Annotated in this window: 22 protein-coding genes and 1 pseudogene; 7 read left to right on the forward strand and 16 right to left on the reverse strand. The window is 36.5% G+C overall.

Annotated features, from left to right (window positions below; translation table 11 throughout):
• Window positions 1–31: 31 nt before the first annotated feature.
• Window positions 32–874, reverse strand: coding sequence for a Ku protein (locus NSQ14_RS10090; protein WP_328186784.1), 843 nt, complete (start codon window positions 872–874; stop codon window positions 32–34).
• A gap of 188 nt (window positions 875–1,062) precedes the next feature.
• On the opposite strand from NSQ14_RS10090, the gene NSQ14_RS10095 reads away from it, so the two are divergent.
• Window positions 1,063–2,913 (forward strand): DNA ligase D, encoded by a 1,851-nt coding sequence (locus tag NSQ14_RS10095; protein WP_346216300.1) that lies wholly within the window; start codon window positions 1,063–1,065, stop codon window positions 2,911–2,913.
• A 21-nt stretch (window positions 2,914–2,934) separates the two neighbouring features.
• Here the strand turns inward: NSQ14_RS10095 and dapF are convergent, their stop codons facing one another.
• The 3 genes from dapF to NSQ14_RS10110 all read right to left on the reverse strand — a co-directional run bounded on the left by dapF (window position 2,935) and on the right by NSQ14_RS10110 (window position 5,428).
• On the reverse strand, window positions 2,935–3,933 hold the full coding sequence (gene dapF, locus NSQ14_RS10100; RefSeq protein ID WP_034770508.1) for a diaminopimelate epimerase: 999 nt from the start codon (window positions 3,931–3,933) through the stop codon (window positions 2,935–2,937).
• A 110-nt stretch (window positions 3,934–4,043) separates the two neighbouring features.
• Window positions 4,044–4,631, reverse strand: coding sequence for a peroxiredoxin family protein (locus tag NSQ14_RS10105; protein WP_034770513.1), 588 nt, complete (start codon window positions 4,629–4,631; stop codon window positions 4,044–4,046).
• Between the two features lie 95 nt (window positions 4,632–4,726).
• Window positions 4,727–5,428 carry a hypothetical protein gene (locus tag NSQ14_RS10110; RefSeq protein WP_034770514.1) on the reverse strand — a complete coding sequence of 234 codons (702 nt, stop codon included), beginning with the start codon at window positions 5,426–5,428 and terminating at the stop codon, window positions 4,727–4,729.
• A 397-nt stretch (window positions 5,429–5,825) separates the two neighbouring features.
• On the opposite strand from NSQ14_RS10110, the gene NSQ14_RS10115 reads away from it, so the two are divergent.
• The 3 genes from NSQ14_RS10115 to NSQ14_RS10125 all read left to right on the forward strand — a co-directional run bounded on the left by NSQ14_RS10115 (window position 5,826) and on the right by NSQ14_RS10125 (window position 7,487).
• Window positions 5,826–6,395, forward strand: coding sequence for a GNAT family N-acetyltransferase (locus NSQ14_RS10115; RefSeq protein ID WP_034770515.1), 570 nt, complete (start codon window positions 5,826–5,828; stop codon window positions 6,393–6,395).
• Window positions 6,396–6,779: 384 nt separating this feature from the next.
• On the forward strand, window positions 6,780–7,172 hold the full coding sequence (locus NSQ14_RS10120) for an Hsp20/alpha crystallin family protein (RefSeq protein ID WP_156103211.1): 393 nt from the start codon (window positions 6,780–6,782) through the stop codon (window positions 7,170–7,172).
• A 69-nt stretch (window positions 7,173–7,241) separates the two neighbouring features.
• A complete protein-coding gene (locus NSQ14_RS10125) occupies window positions 7,242–7,487 on the forward strand; it encodes a hypothetical protein (protein WP_034770516.1) in 246 nt (81 codons plus the stop codon).
• A gap of 262 nt (window positions 7,488–7,749) precedes the next feature.
• Here the strand turns inward: NSQ14_RS10125 and NSQ14_RS10130 are convergent, their stop codons facing one another.
• Window positions 7,750–9,237, reverse strand: coding sequence for a S41 family peptidase (locus NSQ14_RS10130; RefSeq protein ID WP_311315773.1), 1,488 nt, complete (start codon window positions 9,235–9,237; stop codon window positions 7,750–7,752).
• A gap of 79 nt (window positions 9,238–9,316) precedes the next feature.
• Entirely contained in the window at window positions 9,317–10,129 is an 813-nt protein-coding gene (locus tag NSQ14_RS10135) for a D-Ala-D-Ala carboxypeptidase VanY (RefSeq protein ID WP_034770517.1), read from the reverse strand.
• A 279-nt stretch (window positions 10,130–10,408) separates the two neighbouring features.
• Between NSQ14_RS10135 and NSQ14_RS10140 the strand changes: the two are divergent.
• Window positions 10,409–11,917 (forward strand): annotated as a pseudogene (locus NSQ14_RS10140) (IS1182 family transposase); the annotation flags it as partial.
• 347 nt (window positions 11,918–12,264) lie between these two features.
• Here the strand turns inward: NSQ14_RS10140 and deoD are convergent.
• Complete coding sequence (gene deoD, locus NSQ14_RS10145; protein WP_034770518.1) at window positions 12,265–12,969, reverse strand: purine-nucleoside phosphorylase; 705 nt, start codon at window positions 12,967–12,969, stop codon at window positions 12,265–12,267.
• Between the two features lie 158 nt (window positions 12,970–13,127).
• Here deoD and NSQ14_RS10150 point away from each other — a divergent pair, with 158 nt between their 5' ends.
• Window positions 13,128–13,256: a hypothetical protein gene (locus tag NSQ14_RS10150; protein ID WP_095141340.1), complete on the forward strand. Its 129-nt coding sequence runs from the start codon at window positions 13,128–13,130 to the stop codon at window positions 13,254–13,256.
• Between the two features lie 75 nt (window positions 13,257–13,331).
• Here the strand turns inward: NSQ14_RS10150 and NSQ14_RS10155 are convergent, their stop codons facing one another.
• From NSQ14_RS10155 to msrA, 5 genes are all read right to left on the reverse strand, one after another.
• Window positions 13,332–14,105 carry a sporulation protein gene (locus NSQ14_RS10155; RefSeq protein ID WP_346206356.1) on the reverse strand — a complete coding sequence of 258 codons (774 nt, stop codon included), beginning with the start codon at window positions 14,103–14,105 and terminating at the stop codon, window positions 13,332–13,334.
• A gap of 123 nt (window positions 14,106–14,228) precedes the next feature.
• On the reverse strand, window positions 14,229–14,888 hold the full coding sequence (locus tag NSQ14_RS10160; protein ID WP_034770520.1) for a hypothetical protein: 660 nt from the start codon (window positions 14,886–14,888) through the stop codon (window positions 14,229–14,231).
• Between the two features lie 208 nt (window positions 14,889–15,096).
• Entirely contained in the window at window positions 15,097–15,321 is a 225-nt protein-coding gene (locus NSQ14_RS10165; RefSeq protein WP_034770521.1) for a YozE family protein, read from the reverse strand.
• A gap of 58 nt (window positions 15,322–15,379) precedes the next feature.
• The gene (msrB, locus tag NSQ14_RS10170) at window positions 15,380–15,811 is read right to left on the reverse strand and encodes a peptide-methionine (R)-S-oxide reductase MsrB (RefSeq protein ID WP_034770522.1); all 432 of its coding nucleotides are present in this window, start codon (window positions 15,809–15,811) and stop codon (window positions 15,380–15,382) included.
• Window positions 15,811–16,347 carry a peptide-methionine (S)-S-oxide reductase MsrA gene (msrA, locus tag NSQ14_RS10175; protein ID WP_034770523.1) on the reverse strand — a complete coding sequence of 179 codons (537 nt, stop codon included), beginning with the start codon at window positions 16,345–16,347 and terminating at the stop codon, window positions 15,811–15,813. The genes msrB and msrA overlap by 1 nt, the downstream gene beginning before the upstream one ends.
• Window positions 16,348–16,575: 228 nt before the next feature.
• Between msrA and NSQ14_RS10180 the strand changes: the two genes are divergently transcribed.
• Window positions 16,576–17,943 (forward strand): RsmF rRNA methyltransferase first C-terminal domain-containing protein, encoded by a 1,368-nt coding sequence (locus NSQ14_RS10180; RefSeq protein ID WP_034770806.1) that lies wholly within the window; start codon window positions 16,576–16,578, stop codon window positions 17,941–17,943.
• A 34-nt stretch (window positions 17,944–17,977) separates the two neighbouring features.
• On the opposite strand, the gene NSQ14_RS10185 is transcribed toward NSQ14_RS10180, so the two are convergent.
• From NSQ14_RS10185 to NSQ14_RS10200, 4 genes are all read right to left on the reverse strand, one after another.
• Complete coding sequence (locus NSQ14_RS10185) at window positions 17,978–18,559, reverse strand: YpmS family protein (RefSeq protein WP_034770526.1); 582 nt, start codon at window positions 18,557–18,559, stop codon at window positions 17,978–17,980.
• Between the two features lie 19 nt (window positions 18,560–18,578).
• Complete coding sequence (locus tag NSQ14_RS10190; protein ID WP_051989090.1) at window positions 18,579–19,391, reverse strand: SGNH/GDSL hydrolase family protein; 813 nt, start codon at window positions 19,389–19,391, stop codon at window positions 18,579–18,581.
• 99 nt (window positions 19,392–19,490) lie between these two features.
• Window positions 19,491–20,042, reverse strand: a complete 552-nt coding sequence (locus NSQ14_RS10195; RefSeq protein ID WP_034770809.1) for an SCO family protein — start codon at window positions 20,040–20,042, stop codon at window positions 19,491–19,493.
• Between the two features lie 209 nt (window positions 20,043–20,251).
• Complete coding sequence (locus NSQ14_RS10200; RefSeq protein WP_156103212.1) at window positions 20,252–21,103, reverse strand: DegV family protein; 852 nt, start codon at window positions 21,101–21,103, stop codon at window positions 20,252–20,254.
• Between the last annotated feature and the right edge of the window lie 14 nt (window positions 21,104–21,117).

The raw sequence follows: 21,117 nt of genomic DNA on the forward strand, positions 1-21,117 counted from the left end.
CGCGCCACTTCTTATCAGCCTCTTCCCCTTACTAAGCTTTTTTCTTGGCACGAGTAACAGGTTTCCGTTTTTTAACCGGTTTTTCTTTTGTTTCCTGATTCGGTTTTGTTCGGTCTATCGAAGCTTGTAGGGCTGCCATTAAATCCATAACATTATTCGGCTTATCTTTTGTCTCGGGTGTCACCATTTCTTCTCCTGTCCGTTTTGCTTCAATTAAGTTTAATACCGCTTCTCGATATTCATCATGATATTTTTCCGGATGAAATTCCGTTGATAATTGATCAATCAAAAGAATGGCCGTGTCCAATTCCTTCTTTGTTATTTGGTTAGCAGAAGGGACATTCGGTACGTCCTTTGCTTTTCGAACCTCATCGGGATAATGAATTGTCTCCATTACCAATGTGTTTTCATAAACCCGGATCACGGCAAGCTGCTCTTTGGAGCGGATGACAATTTTGGCAATACCGACTTTTTCAGTTTCTTGCAACGCTTTTCTTAATAATGAATACGCTTTAACCCCTCCTTCATTCGGAGACAAGTAGTAACTGCGTTTAAAATAAATCGGATCAATATCTGTAATTTTCACAAAATCGATAATCTCAACTGCTTTATCTTCTATTTCTTTTTCAAGACCGGCAAAATCTTCATCCTCAATAACGATATATTTTCCTTTTGTATACTCATAAGCCCTCACAATTTCATCATTGGAGATTTCTATATTACAATTGGGACATACTTTTTGATATTTGATGGGGGTATGACATTTTTTATGCAGACTCCGAAATTTTACATCTTTATCTTCCGTCGCAGCATGCAATTTTATCGGAATATTTACTAACCCGAAGCTGATACTTCCTTTCCACATTGTATGCATTTCATAATCATCCCTTTATCTTTGTTTTTATTACATAGTGTTCATAAGCACCGTTTTTTTCATACAGATGAACTTTTGGTAAATAAGTTATTACTACTATAGATATACTAAGAAAAGCGCAAGTAGCGACCACTGTTAGATCATACCAGCTTTTCAAAGTTCTTTTATTAAAAAACGGGTGATAAAAAATGAAACCAATGCTGCCTACACCATCCTTTGATGTTCCAAAAGAAGAAAAATGGGTTTATGAAATTAAATATGACGGGTTTCGTGCCATCATACAAATGGATGATCAAGGAATTGATATGATTAGCCGCAACGGTAAAAGTCTGATTGACCAGTTTCCTGAAGCAGTCAATTTTTTTAATCATTATAAAAAACATTTATCCGATTTTTTTCCCATCCTATTGGACGGTGAATTGACCATTTTGGAAAATGACAGTAAGAGTGATTTTTTTCGTTTGCAGACTAGGGGACGAATGCGCAGTAAAAAGCGAATTTTTGAAGCATCGCTGTCAAACACTACCACTTATCTTGCGTTTGACTTACTTCAATTAAAAGGTCAATGGGTGACAAAGCAGCCTTTTCTAAAACGAAAGGAGCTGCTTTATCAAGTGATGAAACATTGCAGTCTTCCCCTTTCACCCGACCCGGCCAATCATTGCTTTATCCAGTTTCTTCCATTTCATAAAGAGTTTCATGAGGTTTGGGAAACGGTCAAGCAGAAAGAAGGAGAAGGAATCGTCGCAAAGCAGGCAGAAAGCAAATGGATTGAAGGAAAGAGAACGACACAATGGCTTAAGATCAAAAATTGGAAAAAAGTGCACTGTTTCATTACTGCTTTTGAGAAAAACAACGGATTTTTTCATGTTGCTGTTTATGAAAAAGAAAAGATCATTCCCATAGGTCTTTTCAAAAATGGAATGAATCAGGATGAAACAAATATACTGATTCAAATAATGAAGAAAAATGCCACCGATGAAGACGCCAAATTCGTGTATGTACAGCCTTCAATATGTGTAGAATTATTTTATTTACAATTTTATGATGGAACTTTACGTGAGCCGTTTTTTTCTCAATTTCTTTTCCAGACATCACCGGCTGACTGTACCCTTTCCAAGATGATGGAAATGTCCGAAGTGAACAAGACGGAAACTGATACGGATATTCCGATCAATATCACCCATCCGGAAAAACCGCTTTGGGAAAAAAATTCAATAACGAAATTAGATTATATTAAATATCTGAAATTTATTTTCCCTTATATGGAACCGTTTTTAAGAAATCGATTACTTACCGTTATCCGCTATCCGCATGGGATTTTCGGGGAAGCTTTTTTCCAGAAAAACTGTCCGGACTATGCACCAGACTTTGTGGAGACTTATTTGGACGAAGGAATAAATTATATTTTATGCAATAATTTTGAAACATTTCTTTGGCTCGGGAACCAGTTGGCAATCGAATTTCATACCCCATTCCGAACCATTGATAAAAAATTCCCGACAGAAGTTGTCATTGATTTAGATCCGCCAACAAAGGCAGAATTTCCGCTGGCCATCGAAGCTGCCCTTTATCTAAAGGAAGATATTATTGACAAGTTAGGACTTCATGCTTTTGTCAAAGTGTCCGGCAATCGGGGAATTCAAGTGTATTTTCCGCTATCCGGCAACCGAATCACTTGGAATCAAACGAGGAAGTTCACTGAATTTATCGCCAATTATTTACTTATGAAAAATGACAAGCATTTTACAATTGAACGGTTAAAGAAAAACCGCGGTCATCGGTTGTATGTTGATTACATCCAACATGCAAAAGGAAAGACGATCATTTGCCCGTTTTCGGTTCGGGGAAATGCAAACGCCGGTGTGGCCGCACCGCTGGAATGGGATGAGTTAACCGATAACATCACCCCCGACGGCTTTTCCATAGATGTGGTTATGAAAAGGATAGAAGGAAAAGGAAATCCCTTTGCTTCTTTTTTTCAAGTTGACAATGACGGGCCACTACAGGAAATGATTCGTTTCATAAAAGACAAGTAAGCCGGATGCATGAATCACTATTTAGATGGATTCTCTACCAAAAATTTCCATCCGTTTTTGTTTCGCTTTTTCTTCTATTTTCCGGTATTGTTCAACTTCATCTTCATATGCTTGTAATTTGGTGAAGTCTATCATGAGATCTCTTGAAAGATCAACCGTTACCTTACCATCAAATTCATAAGTTCCATTGCCAATTAGGTCGATCCATTGTTTGTCGTCTTGCTTATGAACAATGGTCTTGACAAATCCGCCGTTATTGTAAACGATAAGCGGTGTTTCATAGTCGTGGAGTCCGTTCAATATAGCAACCAAGCTCGAAGCTGACATTGCGGTTCCGCAGGCGTTCGTAAAACCGACTCCCCGTTCAAATGTATGAACAAAAATTTCACCCTTTTGAATCGGATAAATGAAACTAACATTAACACCGTCAGGAAAATATTGATTTTCTTTGTTAACAAATGAAGCAATCCGCTCCTGTTCCCCTCCAAGGAGAATCTCTTTCGGAACAATGGAAATGAGATGAGGATTCGGGACGGCAAGCGCAGTAAATGTTAAGTTTTCTGATAAATAGGGCAGTTTTTCATTTATGATCATTGCTTTTTCCGTATTCATCGGTAATGATGCCGGATCAAACAAGATTGGTGAAATTTCAACTTGGTAAAAAGGAAGATCTGCTTGTTCAACATATTTTTTTACATATAAATCTGCTTTTAATGTTTCAACAATCACTTCTTCTTTACCTGTTTGTTCAAGAATATATCTTCCGGCAACACGTAAACCATTGCCGCACATGGATGCCACTGTGCCATCCGAATTATAGATGGACATTGTTCCGTCTGTCCGGCCGCCGACAGTAACAAAAAGAATCCCGTCCGCTCCAATTCCGGTTTTCCGGTCGCATAAAAGAAGAGCCAGCTTCACCTTTTCTTCGTGGCTAAGTTCTCTTTGCATATTTTTTTCATCAATTAAAATAAAATCATTTTTGGAACCGTGCACTTTTTTAAAGGTACATGTAAACATAAAAAAACTCCTTACATTCTATTTCTTTGAATCTATCTTAACAACAGACTGCGTTTTATTCAAATAGAAAAAGGCTGCTTCAACTGTTTTTTTGAAACAACCCATTATGATTAACTCATCTTTGTCAATTCCTCTTTCATATATGCTTCATCCATCGGTCCAAAATAAATGGAGTGGATGATTCCATTCGTATCAATAAAATAACTGGTCGGCAGTCCATATATTTGATAAAGTTTAATAACTTCACCTTCTGTATCTAATGGAATCGGAAACGTCAGCCCAAGTTCTTTAACAAATTCTTCTGCTTTTTCTTTTGTTTCTTTCCCTACAGTTGAATTGACGGCAATTATTTCTACATTGGAATCACTATATTGTTCGTAAACCCTTTCCATTGCAGGCATTTCTTCTCGGCATGGCGGACACCAGGTTGCCCAGAAATTCAAAATTACTTTTTTTCCAGCTAATTCACTCAAACTTATCGTTTCACCGGATAATGTTTGTAATGTAAAATTCGGTGCTTTTGTCCCAACCTTTAACCCCGAAGCAGCATCCCCATATACCGCTTGTGCTTGCGATTGACCGTTTACCAACTGTTCATCCTTTTTAACAACATGCTCTTTTCCATCCTTATGGATAAACAACTCAATGCCGGCAAGAATAACAAGCACAAGCAGAACACCGATAAAAAATTTCTTCATCTTATCACCCTTTGTTTATATATAAGTAAATGCGAAATTGCAATTTACCATATGTATCCTTTGCTAAAAACAGTCTTTTATTCAAAAAATTTAAATTACCTCTCGATGCAGACTAACGCTAACAAAATTGCCGCTTTTTCAGTACTAGTCAGTTTCTCTTGAAAAGTCACAACCGGTGTATTCAACCGAAAAAAGCTGCTCCAATCAAGCGGCAACCATCCTTTTTTGCTTACAGCTAATTGCCTGTACTTATTGTAAAAAACAATTTCCCGGTTCGGCAATCTTTTTATCTTGAATATATTTTGAGGGAAAATAATTTCACCGATGATATTCTTTTTCCCTTTCGGATCGATGTGACCGATAACCTTTCCATCGTTAAAGGTAAATGTAATGGAACGGTCATTTTTCTTTCGAATTTTCATAAACATGACCCGATTGTTTTCAAAATAAACCAAATATGGCCCTTTCAACGTATGCTTCAACTGAATTTTTATATTCGCCGTACCGTCCGGCTGAAAAAAATATGTATAAGAAGATGCCTTTTCAATGAGAAAAACATCAAGTCCGCTCTTACCATAATTATATCCGTTTTTTATGTTAAGACGCACAGATTTTTTAAAATAATATAAATGAATCATATAATAAAAAATACTTAAAGACAATAATAGAAAACAAGATGCTAATGGTTTATTATGTTCAGCTAAAAATATCGAAATGATAATTGAAATCATCGTGAAAAACAGACTAATGTTTAAACTTTGATTTCCTAGTTTATAGTAAAACATTTTGATAGACATATGGCGACCCTTCTCCCTATGAAACCTATTTTCGATAAATTTCACTTTATCTCTTAATAGCAATAAAGGCTAGAAACCAGCCTTATATAAATATTCATATGTTTACAAGGTGATATTCATGAATTAAATACACCAATTATCCATTAATTATTAATAAAATATTTACAAATACTACTTTTCTTTTGTAATAAATTTTTGTATCATACAAATAGATCATAACTATCCTACACAATTGAAAATATATGGGAAGGCAAATGGTGCGCCACCGGATTTTCCGGTTCTAGTGGGTTCGATTCCCACCCCGAAATTTTTTATTAATACTAAAAAAATTTCGAGGTGGGCTTCTTTCTATCTTTCTGAATGATAGAAATCCCCCTCAGTAATTGGAGGGATGAAAATGTTATTAAAAAAGAGAGATTTATCCGACTGTCAAGCATTGTATTCATTGCTGACCCACCCGGATGTCTTCCCGTTTATACGTCATAAACCGAATTCATACGAAGAATTTTTATTTATGACTAAGCAAACCATTGAGGCTGAAGAACGTGGTGAAATGATCTCACGTACGATTGTTGATGAATGGGATCGACCCATTGGCACGATAAACTTATATGATATTGAAAATGGTGCAGGTTTTTTAGGAACGTGGCTCGGCAAACCGTACCATGGAAAGGGATATAATATACTTGCAAAGGAATTGTTTTTTGAAGAATTATTTTTCGTTCAAAATATGGAAACGGTTCTTTTGCGAATTCGACTCGAAAATATCCGCTCACAAAAAGCAGCAGAAAAAATTCCTTATGTCACTCTTGCCAATCAAAGTCGGCCCTCAATTTACAAAGCAATTAACGAAAATCCATCTGGTTACCGATATAATTTATATGAGATAACAAAGGATGCGTACAGCTTATATTATAAAAAGAACAATGCACAAGTTCAGGGACCTATCCACCCATTGGAAGCATAATTTTTTCATTTCTTGTTGTTAAACGTCCATTGATTGGGCGTTTTTTTAGCTAATAGGGTCTCTCTAGAGTGAATTCCCCACCTCAATTGGATGCGGTTGAACAATGATTCTTCGCTTAACGACAAGTCAAGACCGTTTGTGCAAAATCACCAACCCAGTTCCCCAAGCATATTATGTACAAAAGTTTTTATTATTCATTAGGAAAGAATACGGACAACTAGGCGTCACGGGTCGCCTAAAAGCTCGGCAATTGCCTATTTTTTTATCAAACATGCCATACATATAAACAGAGAGGTGTTTTGGATGTGGCCATGGGGTTTCTTCGGATCAAATAAAACTAATTTTGACCCTTTTCAATATTTAAGCGAAGGAGAGTTCCAACAAATGCTTGACCAGTGGATGAAACAGGCTTTCCCTGACTTTATCCAGTCGATGATGAATGATGGAACTACTTTTCACCATAAAAATACGGATGAGGAAAACGAGAACCGAGAAACTTCGACAGTGAAAGAAACTCTATTTGAAACACATGATGACATCTTTATTCGAATACCTATTCAAGATGAAAAGCAAATTGATCGATTAAAGATATATTACAGTTTGAATAAATGTGTCATCGACGGATTAAACGAGGACAGCAGTCCGCACACCATTATCCTCCCTGCAACTGTCAAGAAAAAAGGAGCAAAAGCAATTTATCGCGATCAAATTTTAGAAATTCGTATTCCAAAAAGTATTGAATGGCAAATGAGTGAAATTGATGTTGATAAATTTTAACATCATCCGGAATATAAAATCATTTTTTGGGCAGTTTATGAATAAAAACAATTATGGAGGATGATTTTCATGTCCATTCCCTATCGATGTCCCAACTGTAAAACAAATAAGTCCCGCTTTAATCTGATCAAACAAGTGGCAGAATCAGTCAAATTGGATCCGTCAACGGGATCGGTGGTACAAACATATACGGATGAAAATTTAGATCCTTTCCATATACCTTATCGAGGACCGGAGTATAAAATTCAATGCGGTGTTTGTGGATTAATAGAAGATGAACGGACGTTTGCTAAATTTGGAGAATCTGAGCTGTAGGATATGATCAAGTTGGAAAAACCCTTTCAATTTCAAACACAAGGAAAAATTTTCGACTCGTTTTTTTATATAAAGAAAACTCGGGCGTCCGAGCCTTTAGGCGAAAGCAGAGCCGCAAGAGCACTTATACTTAATTCTTAAAATTTCCAACTACGTCGAATTCGCTTCTTTGCTGGAAATTTATACTTTCTTAACGTACCAAAAAGGGCAGTCTGGAAAGTCGTCTATTGTACTTTCGGCTGCCCCTTTTAGTTTGCCGTGTTTACTTTATTTTTTCGTTTAATATTTCCACTGATTTTGCGATTTGCGGGTCTTCCGCAATTAGTTTATTTCGCAATGCCTCCATAATTTGAACGGTTGTATCACCGGTTACAACCCCTGTTTGTTCCAATCCGTGATCCTTTTGAAATTTGATGACTGCTGCTTCTGTCTCATCATCAAAAGCGCCGTCAATGGTGCCCGGTTGATATCCAAGAGCCTCAAGCATTTTTTCAATGGTTGAAACTTGTTCATTTATACTTTTCTTTTTCAACTCGACTCCGGGATCAACATAAGTTAAATTCGCATATTCCGGCATTTTCACTTCATAATCCGGTACAATTCCTTGCTCATTTATCCACTTTCCGCTTGGTGTTAACCATTTTGCGGTCGTCAATTTCAAGGTGGAGCCGTCATTGTAACTAGCAGCCGTTTGTGCGGTCCCTTTTCCAAAAGTTTTTTCACCGACAATTGGTACCCCTGCTGATTCCTTCAAAGCACCGGCTAATATTTCCGATGCACTCGCACTTCCGCCATCTACAACAGCAACTAGAGGAATATTAAAAGGTTCCTTCTGATTTGACAATTGACGGACTTTTTTACCATCATTTTTTTCCATTTGATAGATGACTTTCCCATTCGGCACAAATAAACTAGAAATTTCAATTGCTTGATCCAGTAAGCCTCCTGGATTTTGTCGTAAGTCTAAAATTAGTCCTTTCATTCCTTGCTTTTTCAACTCATTGATGTGTGATACGAGTTCCGTATAGGTTCGTTCAGAAAACATAGTGATCTGTATTTTTCCAATTTGACCATCCAGCATCTCGCTATAAACCGTTTCGACCGGGATAACGTCACGAGTGATACTCAATTCAATTGGGTCAGTAACCCCCGGACGAGAAATTTTCAAATTGACTTTCGTTCCTTTTTCACCGCGGATTAGGGAAACAGCTTCATTGGAACTCATTCCTTGAATACTTTTTCCATCCACTTCAAGGATGATATCATTAGCCTTAAGTCCTGCTTTTTCTGCCGGTGAACCTTTAATTGGAGCAACAATAACGATATGATCATCCTTTTGTTCGACCTGTGCGCCAATACCTTCAAAAGAGGACGAAATGGTCTCATTGAATTCTTCTGTTTCTGCGGATGTCATATAGTCCGAATAAGGGTCCCCTAGAGATTCCACCATCCCGTTAATGGCCCCTTCTATTAATTTTTTATCATCCACTTTATGAATATAATTGGCTTTGATGCTTTCAAATGTTTCATATAGTTTTGTAAAATCTTTCCGATCCTGAATTTGAATTTTCTCCACTACCTTTTCATCCCCAAAAGAAAGGACAAAAGCGGTCATTCCTGTCGTAAGTATTACGATAAGGAAAATTAGTATAATAAAATGAAATTTCTTTATTTTCATGTATTTATTTGGATCAACAGAATCGGTTTTATTTTCGGTATTTTTCTCTTCTATTTTTTCACCGTTATCCACTCATTCTCACCACTTTCAAAAAAACTAAATAATGAAACTGCAGGTATATTTCAATGCGAAACATTACACGGTTCAATGTCTAAACGGCTTTTGCATTTTGGAAAAATTCTTCCAATGTCCAATCGTTTTCATAAATAATTTTTGCCGTTTCTTCTCCAACATAGCGGAAATGCCAAGGCTCATATTGATATCCGGTGATTGCTTCTTTTCCTTTTGGATAGCGTAAGATAAAACCGAATTTATGAGCATTTTCTCTCAGCCATGTGCCTTCAGGGGTGCTTTCAAAGGACTCTACTAAATCAAGATTTGCACTCTCTGCCGAAATATCCATGGCAAGTCCGGTTTGATGTTCACTTTGTCCAGGTATGGCAACAGCTTCCACTGCTTTTTCTTCACCTTTTGCTTCAACTTCTCTTTGAAAGACTTCCGTTTGTCGCGTATAGGAACGATAACCGGATACAGCATACAAGGAAATTCCTTCAACTTCAGCTTGTTGAAACATTTTTTCCAAAGCACGAGCAGCTTCTTCCTTTAAATAGCTCTTTTCGATATCTAAAAACCGAACATTAGGTCTGACAAGATTAGCCGGAACATAATCTGCCGGTAAGTAAGCGGATTGTTTGTTTACAAGAATTAATAGATTATCCACATTTTGAATGACTTCTTTTCCATCTTGTTCTGCAACGATATTAAAGTACTTCTTATCTAATTTTATTGTGCCATCATTTTCATCAGCGTTTTCCGGTGAATTTGACTGGTCATTTTCGGTTGTTTGTTCATTTGCCTGATGATTGTTGTTACTTTGCTTATTTTCTCCGGTTAAATCATTAAGCGAGCAGCTCGTTAATAGTAATAGCATTCCGGTCAATACGGATATAATAATCGTTCTCATTTATTTTCTCACCTATTTTCCTTTTATTCAACATTTATCATTTTATCACTCTCCTGAAGCCTTGAACAGATAAATTTATTTTACTCATAAATACCAGTATTTCCCAACTTACCGTGTTGCATTTGGTTGCGATGGCTTACGAAAGTGCTCCGGGGCCACTGAAAAAGTCAATCTGAAAATTCGAAATAATTATATGTATAATAAATTGAAAAAAATACCCCCAATATTTGGTATAATAAAGTTATACTACAAACCAAAACCAAACTGGGGGTATCTATCATGCTTAAAGAAAAAGATAATCAATTAAGCATCTATTCCATATTATACGATAAAATTCCTGAAAATCATACACTTAAATTATTAAGAGATGAAGTAGATTTTAGTTTTATCAATAAAATGCTTGAAAAAACTTACTGTAAAGAATATGGAAGGCCAGCAAAAGAGCCCGAACTTATGGTTAAAATCTTGGTGTTACAAAAACTCTATGACTTATCTGATGAGAAAGTTATAGAAAATTGCTCATTAAACCTTGCATATATGTATTTTTTAGGAATCAATCCGGAAGACGACCTCCCTCACCCAAGTCTTTTGACAAAATTTCGTAAAAGTAGATTAGAAGGCAATCTCACCATAGATGAAATTATTATTGAAATCATAAACCAATGCATTGAAAAAGGAATTTTACAAAAGGTTTCTGGTATAACGATTGATTCCACTCATACAGAAGCCAACACCAAAAAATATAGACCGGAACGAGTCATGAAACAATTAGCGAAAAAAATCTTTAAAACGGTTAAAGAAGAAAACGGAGAAATACCAAGTGAAATCAACCAAGAAATCCCTGATTATAAAGAAATAGAAAACCATGATGAAGCTAGAAAAACAATGAAGTCCTATCTTGAAGAAACGGTATCAAAGGTAGAAGAACTAGTTGAACTAGAGAAAGCACCTGAAACAAAAGCACTCGTTAATAATGCGAAAGAAATTTTAGCAGACCCGAAGTTTATAGAGCAAAGAGGGGTACGATCGATTGTCGACCAAGAAGCGAGAATAGGGTATAAAAGCAAAAATGATCCTTTCTTTGGTTATAAAACGGAATTTATGATGACAACAGAAGATCGAATAATTACAGCTGTACATACTGGTAATGGAGCTTATGTGGATGGCACGAAGTTTGATGAATTATTAGAGTTAACCAAGAAAACGAGAATAAAAATACCAGAAGTGTACGGTGATAAAGCCTATTTTAAAAAGCCAATCTTAGACAAAATCTCTGAACTTAAAGCAAAGGCATACATCCCTGTAAGTGAAGCTGCATATCGCATAGACGAAGAAAGATTCAGTTATAACAAAGATTCTGACGAGTGGTTCTGTAGTCAAGGAAACAAAACAATCAAAAAGAAACACTACATAAGAAAATGTGGAAAAGAAACGTATAATTACTATTTTGACAGAGAACAATGTAGAAATTGCCCAATGCGAGAAGTTTGCATAACCGGAAAAACAGTCGGGAAAGTATTAGGGATCGGAATCAACACCCCAGAATTTTATGAGTATAGTCAACAACAGAAATCGGAGGGATTTAAAGAGAAGTATAAAAAAAGAGCATGCCAAGAAGGGAAAAATGGCGAAATGAAGAATTTCCACGGGTTAGATCGTGCCAAATGGTACGGTCTAAAAAGCATGGGCTTACAAGCCAAGCTCACAGCCTTGGCAGTAAATTTAAAGAGGATAGCCGCCATACTATCCTCTAAAAAGGCGAATTATATCCAAACATTTGTCATTTTTACTAATTTCTATGGTAAAGAGTACCATTTACAGAAAATTCATCTAAATTCTATTGTAAAAAATACCATTTACAGAAAATTTCTTACACTACACAGCAAATTTTACATAAAAAAAATGGCTTTTTTCAGTGGTCACAAGTGCTCCTTATGTACATATTTTTATTCTTCATCTTTCCTACTAGAAGTAAAACACTATCCGAAATTTATACATGAATATATAAAAAAGGCCGGTTTATGCAATAACCGGTTTCCAAATCAGAACACTATCTATCGATATATTATATCTGATTGAAGTTTCATCTTGAAAACCGACATTACAAAGCCAGCCCGTTTTAGCAAATTAAATAATTATTGAACAGCTGCTTCTAAAGCTACCTCAATCATGTCATTGAAGGTTAGTTGCCTTTCTTCGGCCGATGTGGCTTCACCGGTTAAAATATGATCACTAACCGTCAAAATCGCCAATGCTTTCCGTCCAAATTTTGCAGCCAATGTATAAAGTGCAGCCGCCTCCATTTCAACGGCTAAAATACCATAGTTTGCCCATTTTTCATGTTCAGCATAATCATCGTAAAATAGATCGGCACTGAACACATTCCCAACTTTTAGATGCAAACCTTTTTGGATTCCGGCATCGTAAGCATTTTTCAACAACTCAAAATTGGCTGTTGGGGCATAATCGACCGCACCGCCAAAAATTTTCCGATTGATTTGTGAGTCTGTTGAGGCTGACATGGCTAAAATAACGTCACGAACCTTTACATCTTTTTGAATCGCCCCGCATGTACCAACACGGATTAAATTTTGAACGTTATAGCTTTGCATAAGTTCTGTTATGTAGATTGAGATTGATGGGATACCCATACCCGTTCCTTGTACGGACACTCTTTTTCCTTTATAGGTTCCCGTAAATCCTAGCATATTACGAACTTCATTATAACAGACCGGGTTTTCTAAAAAATTCTCGGCAATATATTTCGCACGTAACGGGTCTCCAGGTAGCAATATTGTTTCAGCAATTTCATTTTCTTTTGCACCAATATGCGTACTCATCTAAAATTCCTCCTTTAATGATCCTATACTATTATTGACACATTCAATATACCATATTAAAAGAGGCAATGTTGAATTTTTTCAATAAAAATTAGGATATTTATGAACAAATCATTCCATCATAAAAGAGAAGGAATTTTTGAAAGGGAGGAATAAACTTGGGTAAAAAGCATCGGAACCGAATTAACCAGCCAAAGAAAAAAAATAACATTTCGGAAGAGGCTTTAATCGCAGAACAGGAAGCACATGGAAAAGATATTTACTCAGCTGAAAAAAGGAAAGGTTAACTGATAAATGATTAAAGTCCTATGCAAGCTGCAACCTTCATAGGACTTTAAGATATTAAAATGGCAAGCAATAAATCAATGGGTGTAACGTGATATAACATCTTGAAGTTTGTGTTTCATGTTGGCTAGATCATTAGATGTAACCGTGAGACGGACTTTCGATTCGTCCATCTCGAGAACCTCGGAAAAAAGAGAAGTCAAACCGCGAGCCTTTCGATCAACTTCCATTAATATGTCAACTTGATGTTCGGACTGATTAAAAAATGTCATTTCCAGTTCATCTAATTTACCACGGAACGGGCCGGAATATGGTACAAATTCAAATTCTTGAATAATTGGTAAACTTGTCCGTAAAAAACGCGGTGCTGCTTCACAATCGACATTTCGAAGTCTGAAACCTATATCATATATCGAATTAATGACAGCTGCCGCTAAATTCCCCGGATCAACTTTAATGTAGTCCTTGTCGGTCGGATCTACGGAACTTTTTATATCTGCACCGGTGGCAACCCATATTTTTGTTTTTCCGTATGTGACAGGTGTATCATAAGGTAATTGAAAAGAAAACGGAATCTCTTTGAGTGCTCCGGGTTTGATGGTGAAAGATTCAGAGATAAAAAAATGTCCGATATTCGCTACATCTGTTACCTTCCGATCGTCCGTTTCCCTGATAAAATTTGTATACACATTTAAGTATAGGGAATCAATATTTTGTTCGACATTTCCCCCTCTCACTTCGATACTCCCGCTGATCATTTCTCCCGGTTTAAGACGATCCTTTTCTAATTTCGTGTCAATTTGTGCACTACCGATCCCGACACTGGCGAGCATTTTATTGAAAAATGACATCTATAAAACTCCTTCCCAATTGTATTCGCTTATTTATACGAATACTTTGGCCGGAAGTTCCTATTTTTTTAAAGTAACAATCAGCGGGAAGAGTCGAAATCCCCCGCTGATTGAAGTTTCACTTTACTCATTGTTTTGAAAACGGTGTTTGGACAATGCTTCCAATTTTTTCAGGATTTCTTTCATCTTTTTTTGATAACCGGACTCACCAAAATTTAAATATAAATATTGATAGTCATTATAAAGATCGAGTAAAGAATCAATATTTTCCATATCCTGTTTACGATTTTGCATTTTTTGCGATGCGATTAATAAAGGGCTTTTTTTCCCCTGTTGCTTTTTGGCATTTAATAATTTCTTTGCATTTTCCTCATTTGTTATATAAGTTAACTCATCTTCTCCCGCTTCAACCCAAGCTCCATCATAAAGTCGTGAACATTCATAAATAAAATCTTCCCATGCTGAATCTTTATACCTCCAGATTTCTGCCCGAAAGCCGATTATAACAAATAAATCTTGCCCGTAGCCATTAACCCGAACAATATCTCCAAACTGGAAACGATATTCGATTTGAACATTTTCCTGTTTCTGTAAAATAATGTTTTTCTTATGGTCCTTCCAAGCCAGCAAATTCTTTTCAAAATACAAATCGTGGCTGTCCTTCACTTGATAAAACCATTCTCCACCAATTTGGTAAATTTTGTTGATTTCCGAAACCAAACCGTTTTGATCGATTGCCACACGATCACCTATATGAAACTTTGGTTGCTCATGTTTCGACATTCCCCCTATCCCTCACTTTCTCGCTGTTTCTCTATTATATGCATGGAGGAAACATGATGAAACACGAACGAGATTCGAGTACAATAGGCGATACCACTAAATAATGATAACTTGACTTTTTATGTCCGCTTTTTTGATCAAGCACTTATTGTAAAAAAAGGGGATCGGAATTTTGAATCATTTCGACTCAATCCAATCACCCTTCATTTCATTTATCTTCTATTTCTTTATATAACTCCCAAGCCCGATCAAAAGTAGTCATTGATGGTAAATAGTCACCGTTCATTTCCAAATAGCGACTCAACTCATCATAGTCGGTTGAACTTTTCGGAAAACCGTGATCGAGAAATGCATCATTTGCAAATTTTGCCATTTCATCCTTTGCCCCGGCATTACGATATCTCATTAAAAAATGATAAAAAGATTTTGCCATTTGCCTTTCCTTCCTAAAATTTGTCTTTCTAACCAACAGGCAGCTTGATTTTTTCAAGTCAATCAAACAATTTTTTATATTGTCCGTATCCTTCCTTTTCCAAATCTTTCTTTGGAATAAATCGTAAGGCAGCCGAATTAATACAATAACGTAATCCGGTTGGTCCCGGTCCGTCCGGAAATACATGTCCTAAATGGGCATCACTCGTCTTCCCTCGAACTTCTGTGCGAATCATCTGATGGCTCGTATCCATCTTTTCCATCATTTCTTCATCATCAATCGGTTTTGTGAAACTCGGCCAACCGCATCCGGCATCATATTTATCTTTTGAACTGAAAAGCGGTTTTCCGGAAATAATATCAACATAAATTCCTTCTTCAAAGTGGTCCCAATATTCATTATGATATGGCGGCTCCGTTCCGTTGTTCTGGGTTACCTCATATGCAAGCGGCGAAAGTTTTTTCTTTAATTCATCCTTTGATGATGGCATTATTTATCCCTCCAATGTTTTTCGATAAATGTCGCTCTTCCCGAACCAATAAAATATCGCTTGTAATGCTCAGGATTTTTTTTGTAATAGTCCTGATGGTATTCCTCTGCTTCAAAAAAATCGTTTGCAGGTAATATTTTTGTGGCAATTGGTTTATGAAAGCGTCCACTTTTCTCTAGCGCTTGCTTTGATTGTTCAGCTTTTTGCTTTTGTTCATCATTCAAATAAAAGATTGCGGTCTGGTAGGATTGCCCCCGATCATAAAACTGACCGCCGGGATCAGTCGGATCAATTTGTTGCCAAAAAATATCAAGTAATTGCTCATAAGATATGATGGACGGATCATAAGTAATTTGGACCGCTTCATAATGACCCGTTGTCCCTAGACAAACTTCTTCATATGTCGGGTTTGGAAGAACTCCTCCCGTATATCCGGATACCACTTTCTTAATACCCGGCCATTGGTCAAAAGGTTTTACCATACACCAAAAGCAACCCCCTGCAAAAATTGCCTGCTCATATTTATTACTTGTCATTTTACCACCCCTCACTCGTGCTTTTTGGTTCTTTATATTTTAGCAAAAATGACTTAAACGTGTAAAAACATTCGATTGATTGCATGTGTAACGTATTTATTGTTCCTTTGCCATGCTGTAAAAATTGCCATCAATAGCGAAAATGTTATTTCCCTTCCTTAATTTATTTTGTTAATATATCTTTAGATTACTCGTCCTGATGGTTTGAAAGGAGAAACAATATTGTCAATTCAATTACCCGAAGCTTTTATTACAAAAATGAAAAATTTACTTAAAGAAGAAACTGCAATGTTTTTAAAAACCTATCAAGATGAACGGACAGCAGGCTTACGACTAAATCCGCTAAAAATTACGAATGAAAAGTGGGAAAGCATCAGCCCATTTCCGATTGAAAAAATCCCCTTTACCGATTACGGATATTATTATCATTACCAACAAGATGAACCCGGAAAACATCCGTACCATAGAGCCGGACTTTATTATATTCAAGAACCTAGTGCCATGTCTGTAGCTCGATTGCTTGATGCTAAACCAACTGACAAAGTGTTGGATTTATGTGCAGCACCAGGCGGGAAATCAACCCAAATCGGCTGTGCCATGGAAAGTAGAGGTTTACTCATTTCAAATGAGATCCATCCGAAACGGGCAAAAGCACTTTCCGAAAATATTGAACGGTTTGGGCTAACGAATACAGTCGTCACAAATGAAACACCGGAGCGACTTTCGCAACATTTTCCGTTTTATTTTGACAAAATTCTACTTGATGCTCCGTGCTCGGGAGAAGGTATGTTTCGAAAAGATGAGGAAGCAAGGCAATATTGGAGCCAGGAGCATGTAGAACTTTGCCGGGAAAGACAGCTGGAGATTCTTGACTCCGCCTATCAAATGTTAAAGGAAAACGGAATTCTCGTATATTCAACCTGTACGTTCTCACCCGAAGAAAATGAACAAGTCATTGAAACATTTCTTAACAAATATCCGGACATGGAATTGTTAACAATCGAAAAACGAAATGGGATCGAAGGCGGCCGCCCTGAATGGACAAAATACCGGTTATCGGAAGTGGAAAAATGCGCCAGACTTTGGCCGCATAAATTAAAGGGAGAAGGTCATTTTGCGGCCAAGCTCATAAAAACTTCCACAACCCCGGAAAGTCCGACCAAGCCATTCAAATCGAAGAAAAAGCAAGATTGGCAAGACTATTGTTTATTTGAAAAGGAATATTTGCAACAGGTGAACTGGAAAAATTTACACGTATTAGGGTCTGTCATTCATTCGCTTCCCGATGAATGTCCGGATTTAAGCGGGTTAAGAGTCATACGTGCCGGCCTCCACCTGGGAGAATTAAAGAAAAACCGATTTGAGCCAAACCATGCCCTCGCCCTTGCATTAATGAAAAATCAATGCCGGCAAACAATCGATTTGTCTTTAGAAGGCGAGGATTGGCAACGATATTTAAAAGGCGAAACTTTGAAAGGAACGGGACAATATAAAGGATGGGTACTGATGACGATTAACGGTTTTCCGCTCGGTTGGGGAAAAGAATCGAATGGAATTATCAAAAACCTTTATCCCAAAGGGTTACGGATTATGTAAGAATAGTAGAAAAGCGCAGAAGGCTGCGCTTTTCTTAATAAACAAGCAATGAAAATGAAATATCATCATTTTTCAGGTCAAAGGTATTGGCATGAATGTGTAATTGATTTTTCAATTTGATATCCGTTAAATGGATGTAAATAATTTTTTCATTAGGGAAAATTTCCACCCATTTTGGGAAGTGATAATTATTTTTGATAAAATTCATCACATATCTTGACGGCAATTGTAATTTCCCGATATGGATCGTATTTTGCGATAAAATCAAATCACCATTTTCCAGTGCTTTTGGTTCGAAGGTTAATTTCATTTCAACATTCTGGTCAAAAACCGGTAACGTTCCATATAACTCCACTTCATCATTTAAATACACTTTATAATCAATCGGACTATCCGCATTCTCTTTTTCAATGAAGTCGTTAATCAAAATATTTAAGTCCTGTTTGTTTGCCGTAACCGTTAGACTTGCCTGACTTTTTTTAGACACTCCATTCTCACCGGTAAGTGAATCACCGCCTGCCGGAAGAAAAACCATCGTGAAAAGGAAAACAATGATTACGATATTTATAATAAGCAACGTAAAAAAGGCTGTTTTCCACGTAAACTTTTTACTCATCGATAACCTCTCTTTTCTATCAATCCCATTTTTTTATACCTTGATTTTTCAATATAGCTGAAAATACTTCTTTGCTAATCCGTTCATACCCCTTATTGTTCGGATGGAAATGATCCTCATACAATAAATTTTCATCCGGATTAGTGAAAATAGGTGATACATTGACAAAAATCGCATGATCATATTGCTCAACAACTTCCCGGGCAGCTGTATTCCAGTCTTCCATAATGGCATCAAATTCTTTAATCTCTTGAAACCATTCCGAAAATGGATTATATAACCCGATCAAAACAATAATCGCATCCGGATTAGCGGTCGTAATTTCCGATAATATTGAATTTAACCGTTTTTCATAACCGACTAATTCTGTTTCAAATTGATTTATTTGTAAATTCGAAATATGATTGCTGACAATTTTCATAATATCATTTCCACCAATGGTAATTAATACCATATCTGCCTTGTTAATTGACTCCTTAACTTCATTCGTTTTGAGCCGTTCCAATAACTGGTCTGAGCGCTGACCTTTAATACCAAGATTGGTAACTTGCACATCTTTAACCCCTTTTAATGTTACCAAGTCTTCCTGTAAATATTTTAAATACCCACCCTGATTTGTCGTATCGCCAACCCCTTGAGTCAGTGAATCGCCAATTGCCGTAACGTGCATGGTTGAAGGGATAAAATCAACGGGCAATTTCGTTTTTTTATTGTCGGAATAGATTTCCCTGAGCGGTTGAGTTGATACAGAATTTGCTTGAGTGGAAAAAATGAAATAACCAAAAGTGGAAATCAAAACGACAGCAAATATTGTGAAGGTGATTTTTTTCAATCTTTTCACCTACTTATAATAGTTTAATAAAATTGTATTTTTATTATATCATATTCATATTGGAAAAAAGAACATGCAGCAAGATGATGCCGCATGCAATTAATCACTTTGTTTTAATAAAATTTGAATATCGGATAACAATTCCTCATATGGAACATCCAAGGCCGAATAATATTTTACAATAATACCATCTTGGTTGACTAAAAACAAGTCCGTTCCGTGAATCACTTGATCATCATCTTCCGGTTTATATACCTGGAATTTAAAGTTCTCTTTAGCAAATTGTTCAATATGTTTTTGTACATAGCCGGTAAGAAAATGCCAATTATGTAAATCCTCGGTAAAATGACTTGCAAACGCTTTTAATATATCGGGTGTATCCACTTCCGGATCGACACTGAAAGAAACCAATTCGACTTTATCCAAACCTTCTTCTTCAAGCATTCTCTGAATACGAGCCATATTTGCCGTAATTGGCGGACAAACGGTTTCGCAGTTTGTGAAAATAAAATTAGCTACCCAGACCTTTCCTTTTAAATCCGCTAAACCAAACGGCTCACCATTCTGATCTGTATACTCAAAGTCTTCAATCGGCCATTCGACACCGTTTTTAATTGTTGCAGAACTACAGCCATTTAAAATAATTAGCATAAAAGCCAACAATGCCAGAATACGATTTGTCCTCACATGATCCCCCCCTGTCCTTGGCAACATTGTAGCAAACCAGAAAATTAAACGAAAATATAATGACTTTTATAAATAAAATATATTTTTTACATAATAATACCAAAAAACATTAAAAAACCAGCTTAAAAGATTTAAGCCGGTTTTCTTTAAAATTTTTTGTAAAACAAATGCTATTATTCGGCAAAATAAGTGAAACCGATCGCGCCAGATCCGGTATGCGTACTGATGATCGGAGTCGTTTCCACAATTTTTATCTCCAGATTTTCATAGAGCTCATGAAGTTTTTCTTTTAACCTGGTCGCCAGTTCCATTCCATCAGCATGAGCGAGACCGATACCTTTAATAGTTTTCCCGTCTACATCTTCCTTGAAATTTTTCACTAAATGCTTAATAACTTGACTGTAATTACGGACATTTGCCATTGGGGAGTACATTCCATCTTTAAGTATTGCAATTGGCTTAATATGTAAAAGAGAACCTATTAAAGCTCTTCCTTTTCCGATTCGCCCACCTTTAATTAGATTTTCTAACGTATCCACAACGACAAATAACCTCGTATGATGACGAACTTCTTCTATTCGATGCAAAATTTCTTTAATCGATTTTCCTAAATTAGCCAATTTACTAGCTTCAATTACTTGAAAGGCAAGTCCTCTGGAAATATACAATGAATCAACAACTGTTACTTTCCCGTCAAATTGGTGTGCCGCCGACTGAGCCGTTTGAACTGTTCCACTTAACGGACCAGCACAATGAATTGAAAGTACTTCACTCCCATCCGCAGTCAGGCGTTCATATAATTCCGTAAAAGTACCGAATGAAGGTTGAGATGTTTTTGGCAACTCTTCTGATTTTCTCATTTCCCTCATAAATTCTGACGGCGTTATATCTACTCGATCCAAGTAAGTTTTTCCGTTTAAATCAATTTTTAACGGTATAATATGAATTCCATACTGCTGGGCTTCTTCAAATGATAAATCTGCTGTAGAATCTGTAACGATTTTAGTAGACATTAAAATCCACATCCTTCTGACAATAA

This window comes from Caldifermentibacillus hisashii, from assembly GCF_039654145.1.
Lineage (GTDB): Bacteria > Bacillota > Bacilli > Bacillales > Caldibacillaceae > Caldifermentibacillus > Caldifermentibacillus hisashii.

What these genes read in the sequence shown, in the direction of transcription:
- deoD (WP_034770518.1), bottom strand. Translation starts at nt 12,969, where the DNA reads ATGAGTACGCATATTGGTGCAAAAGAAAATGAAATTGCTGAAACAATA.
- dapF (WP_034770508.1), bottom strand. Translation starts at nt 3,933, where the DNA reads ATGTTTACATGTACCTTTAAAAAAGTGCACGGTTCCAAAAATGATTTT.
- NSQ14_RS10195 (WP_034770809.1), bottom strand. Translation starts at nt 20,042, where the DNA reads ATGCTAATTATTTTAAATGGCTGTAGTTCTGCAACAATTAAAAACGGT.
- NSQ14_RS10090 (WP_328186784.1), bottom strand. Translation starts at nt 874, where the DNA reads ATGCATACAATGTGGAAAGGAAGTATCAGCTTCGGGTTAGTAAATATT.
- NSQ14_RS10115 (WP_034770515.1), top strand. Translation starts at nt 5,826, where the DNA reads ATGTTATTAAAAAAGAGAGATTTATCCGACTGTCAAGCATTGTATTCA.
- NSQ14_RS10125 (WP_034770516.1), top strand. Translation starts at nt 7,242, where the DNA reads ATGTCCATTCCCTATCGATGTCCCAACTGTAAAACAAATAAGTCCCGC.
- NSQ14_RS10095 (WP_346216300.1), top strand. Translation starts at nt 1,063, where the DNA reads ATGAAACCAATGCTGCCTACACCATCCTTTGATGTTCCAAAAGAAGAA.
- msrA (WP_034770523.1), bottom strand. Translation starts at nt 16,347, where the DNA reads ATGACAAGTAATAAATATGAGCAGGCAATTTTTGCAGGGGGTTGCTTT.
- NSQ14_RS10185 (WP_034770526.1), bottom strand. Translation starts at nt 18,559, where the DNA reads ATGAGTAAAAAGTTTACGTGGAAAACAGCCTTTTTTACGTTGCTTATT.
- msrB (WP_034770522.1), bottom strand. Translation starts at nt 15,811, where the DNA reads ATGCCATCATCAAAGGATGAATTAAAGAAAAAACTTTCGCCGCTTGCA.
- NSQ14_RS10160 (WP_034770520.1), bottom strand. Translation starts at nt 14,888, where the DNA reads ATGTCGAAACATGAGCAACCAAAGTTTCATATAGGTGATCGTGTGGCA.
- NSQ14_RS10110 (WP_034770514.1), bottom strand. Translation starts at nt 5,428, where the DNA reads ATGTCTATCAAAATGTTTTACTATAAACTAGGAAATCAAAGTTTAAAC.
- NSQ14_RS10165 (WP_034770521.1), bottom strand. Translation starts at nt 15,321, where the DNA reads ATGGCAAAATCTTTTTATCATTTTTTAATGAGATATCGTAATGCCGGG.
- NSQ14_RS10155 (WP_346206356.1), bottom strand. Translation starts at nt 14,105, where the DNA reads ATGTCATTTTTCAATAAAATGCTCGCCAGTGTCGGGATCGGTAGTGCA.
- NSQ14_RS10120 (WP_156103211.1), top strand. Translation starts at nt 6,780, where the DNA reads ATGCTTGACCAGTGGATGAAACAGGCTTTCCCTGACTTTATCCAGTCG.
- NSQ14_RS10135 (WP_034770517.1), bottom strand. Translation starts at nt 10,129, where the DNA reads ATGAGAACGATTATTATATCCGTATTGACCGGAATGCTATTACTATTA.
- NSQ14_RS10105 (WP_034770513.1), bottom strand. Translation starts at nt 4,631, where the DNA reads ATGAAGAAATTTTTTATCGGTGTTCTGCTTGTGCTTGTTATTCTTGCC.
- NSQ14_RS10200 (WP_156103212.1), bottom strand. Translation starts at nt 21,103, where the DNA reads ATGTGGATTTTAATGTCTACTAAAATCGTTACAGATTCTACAGCAGAT.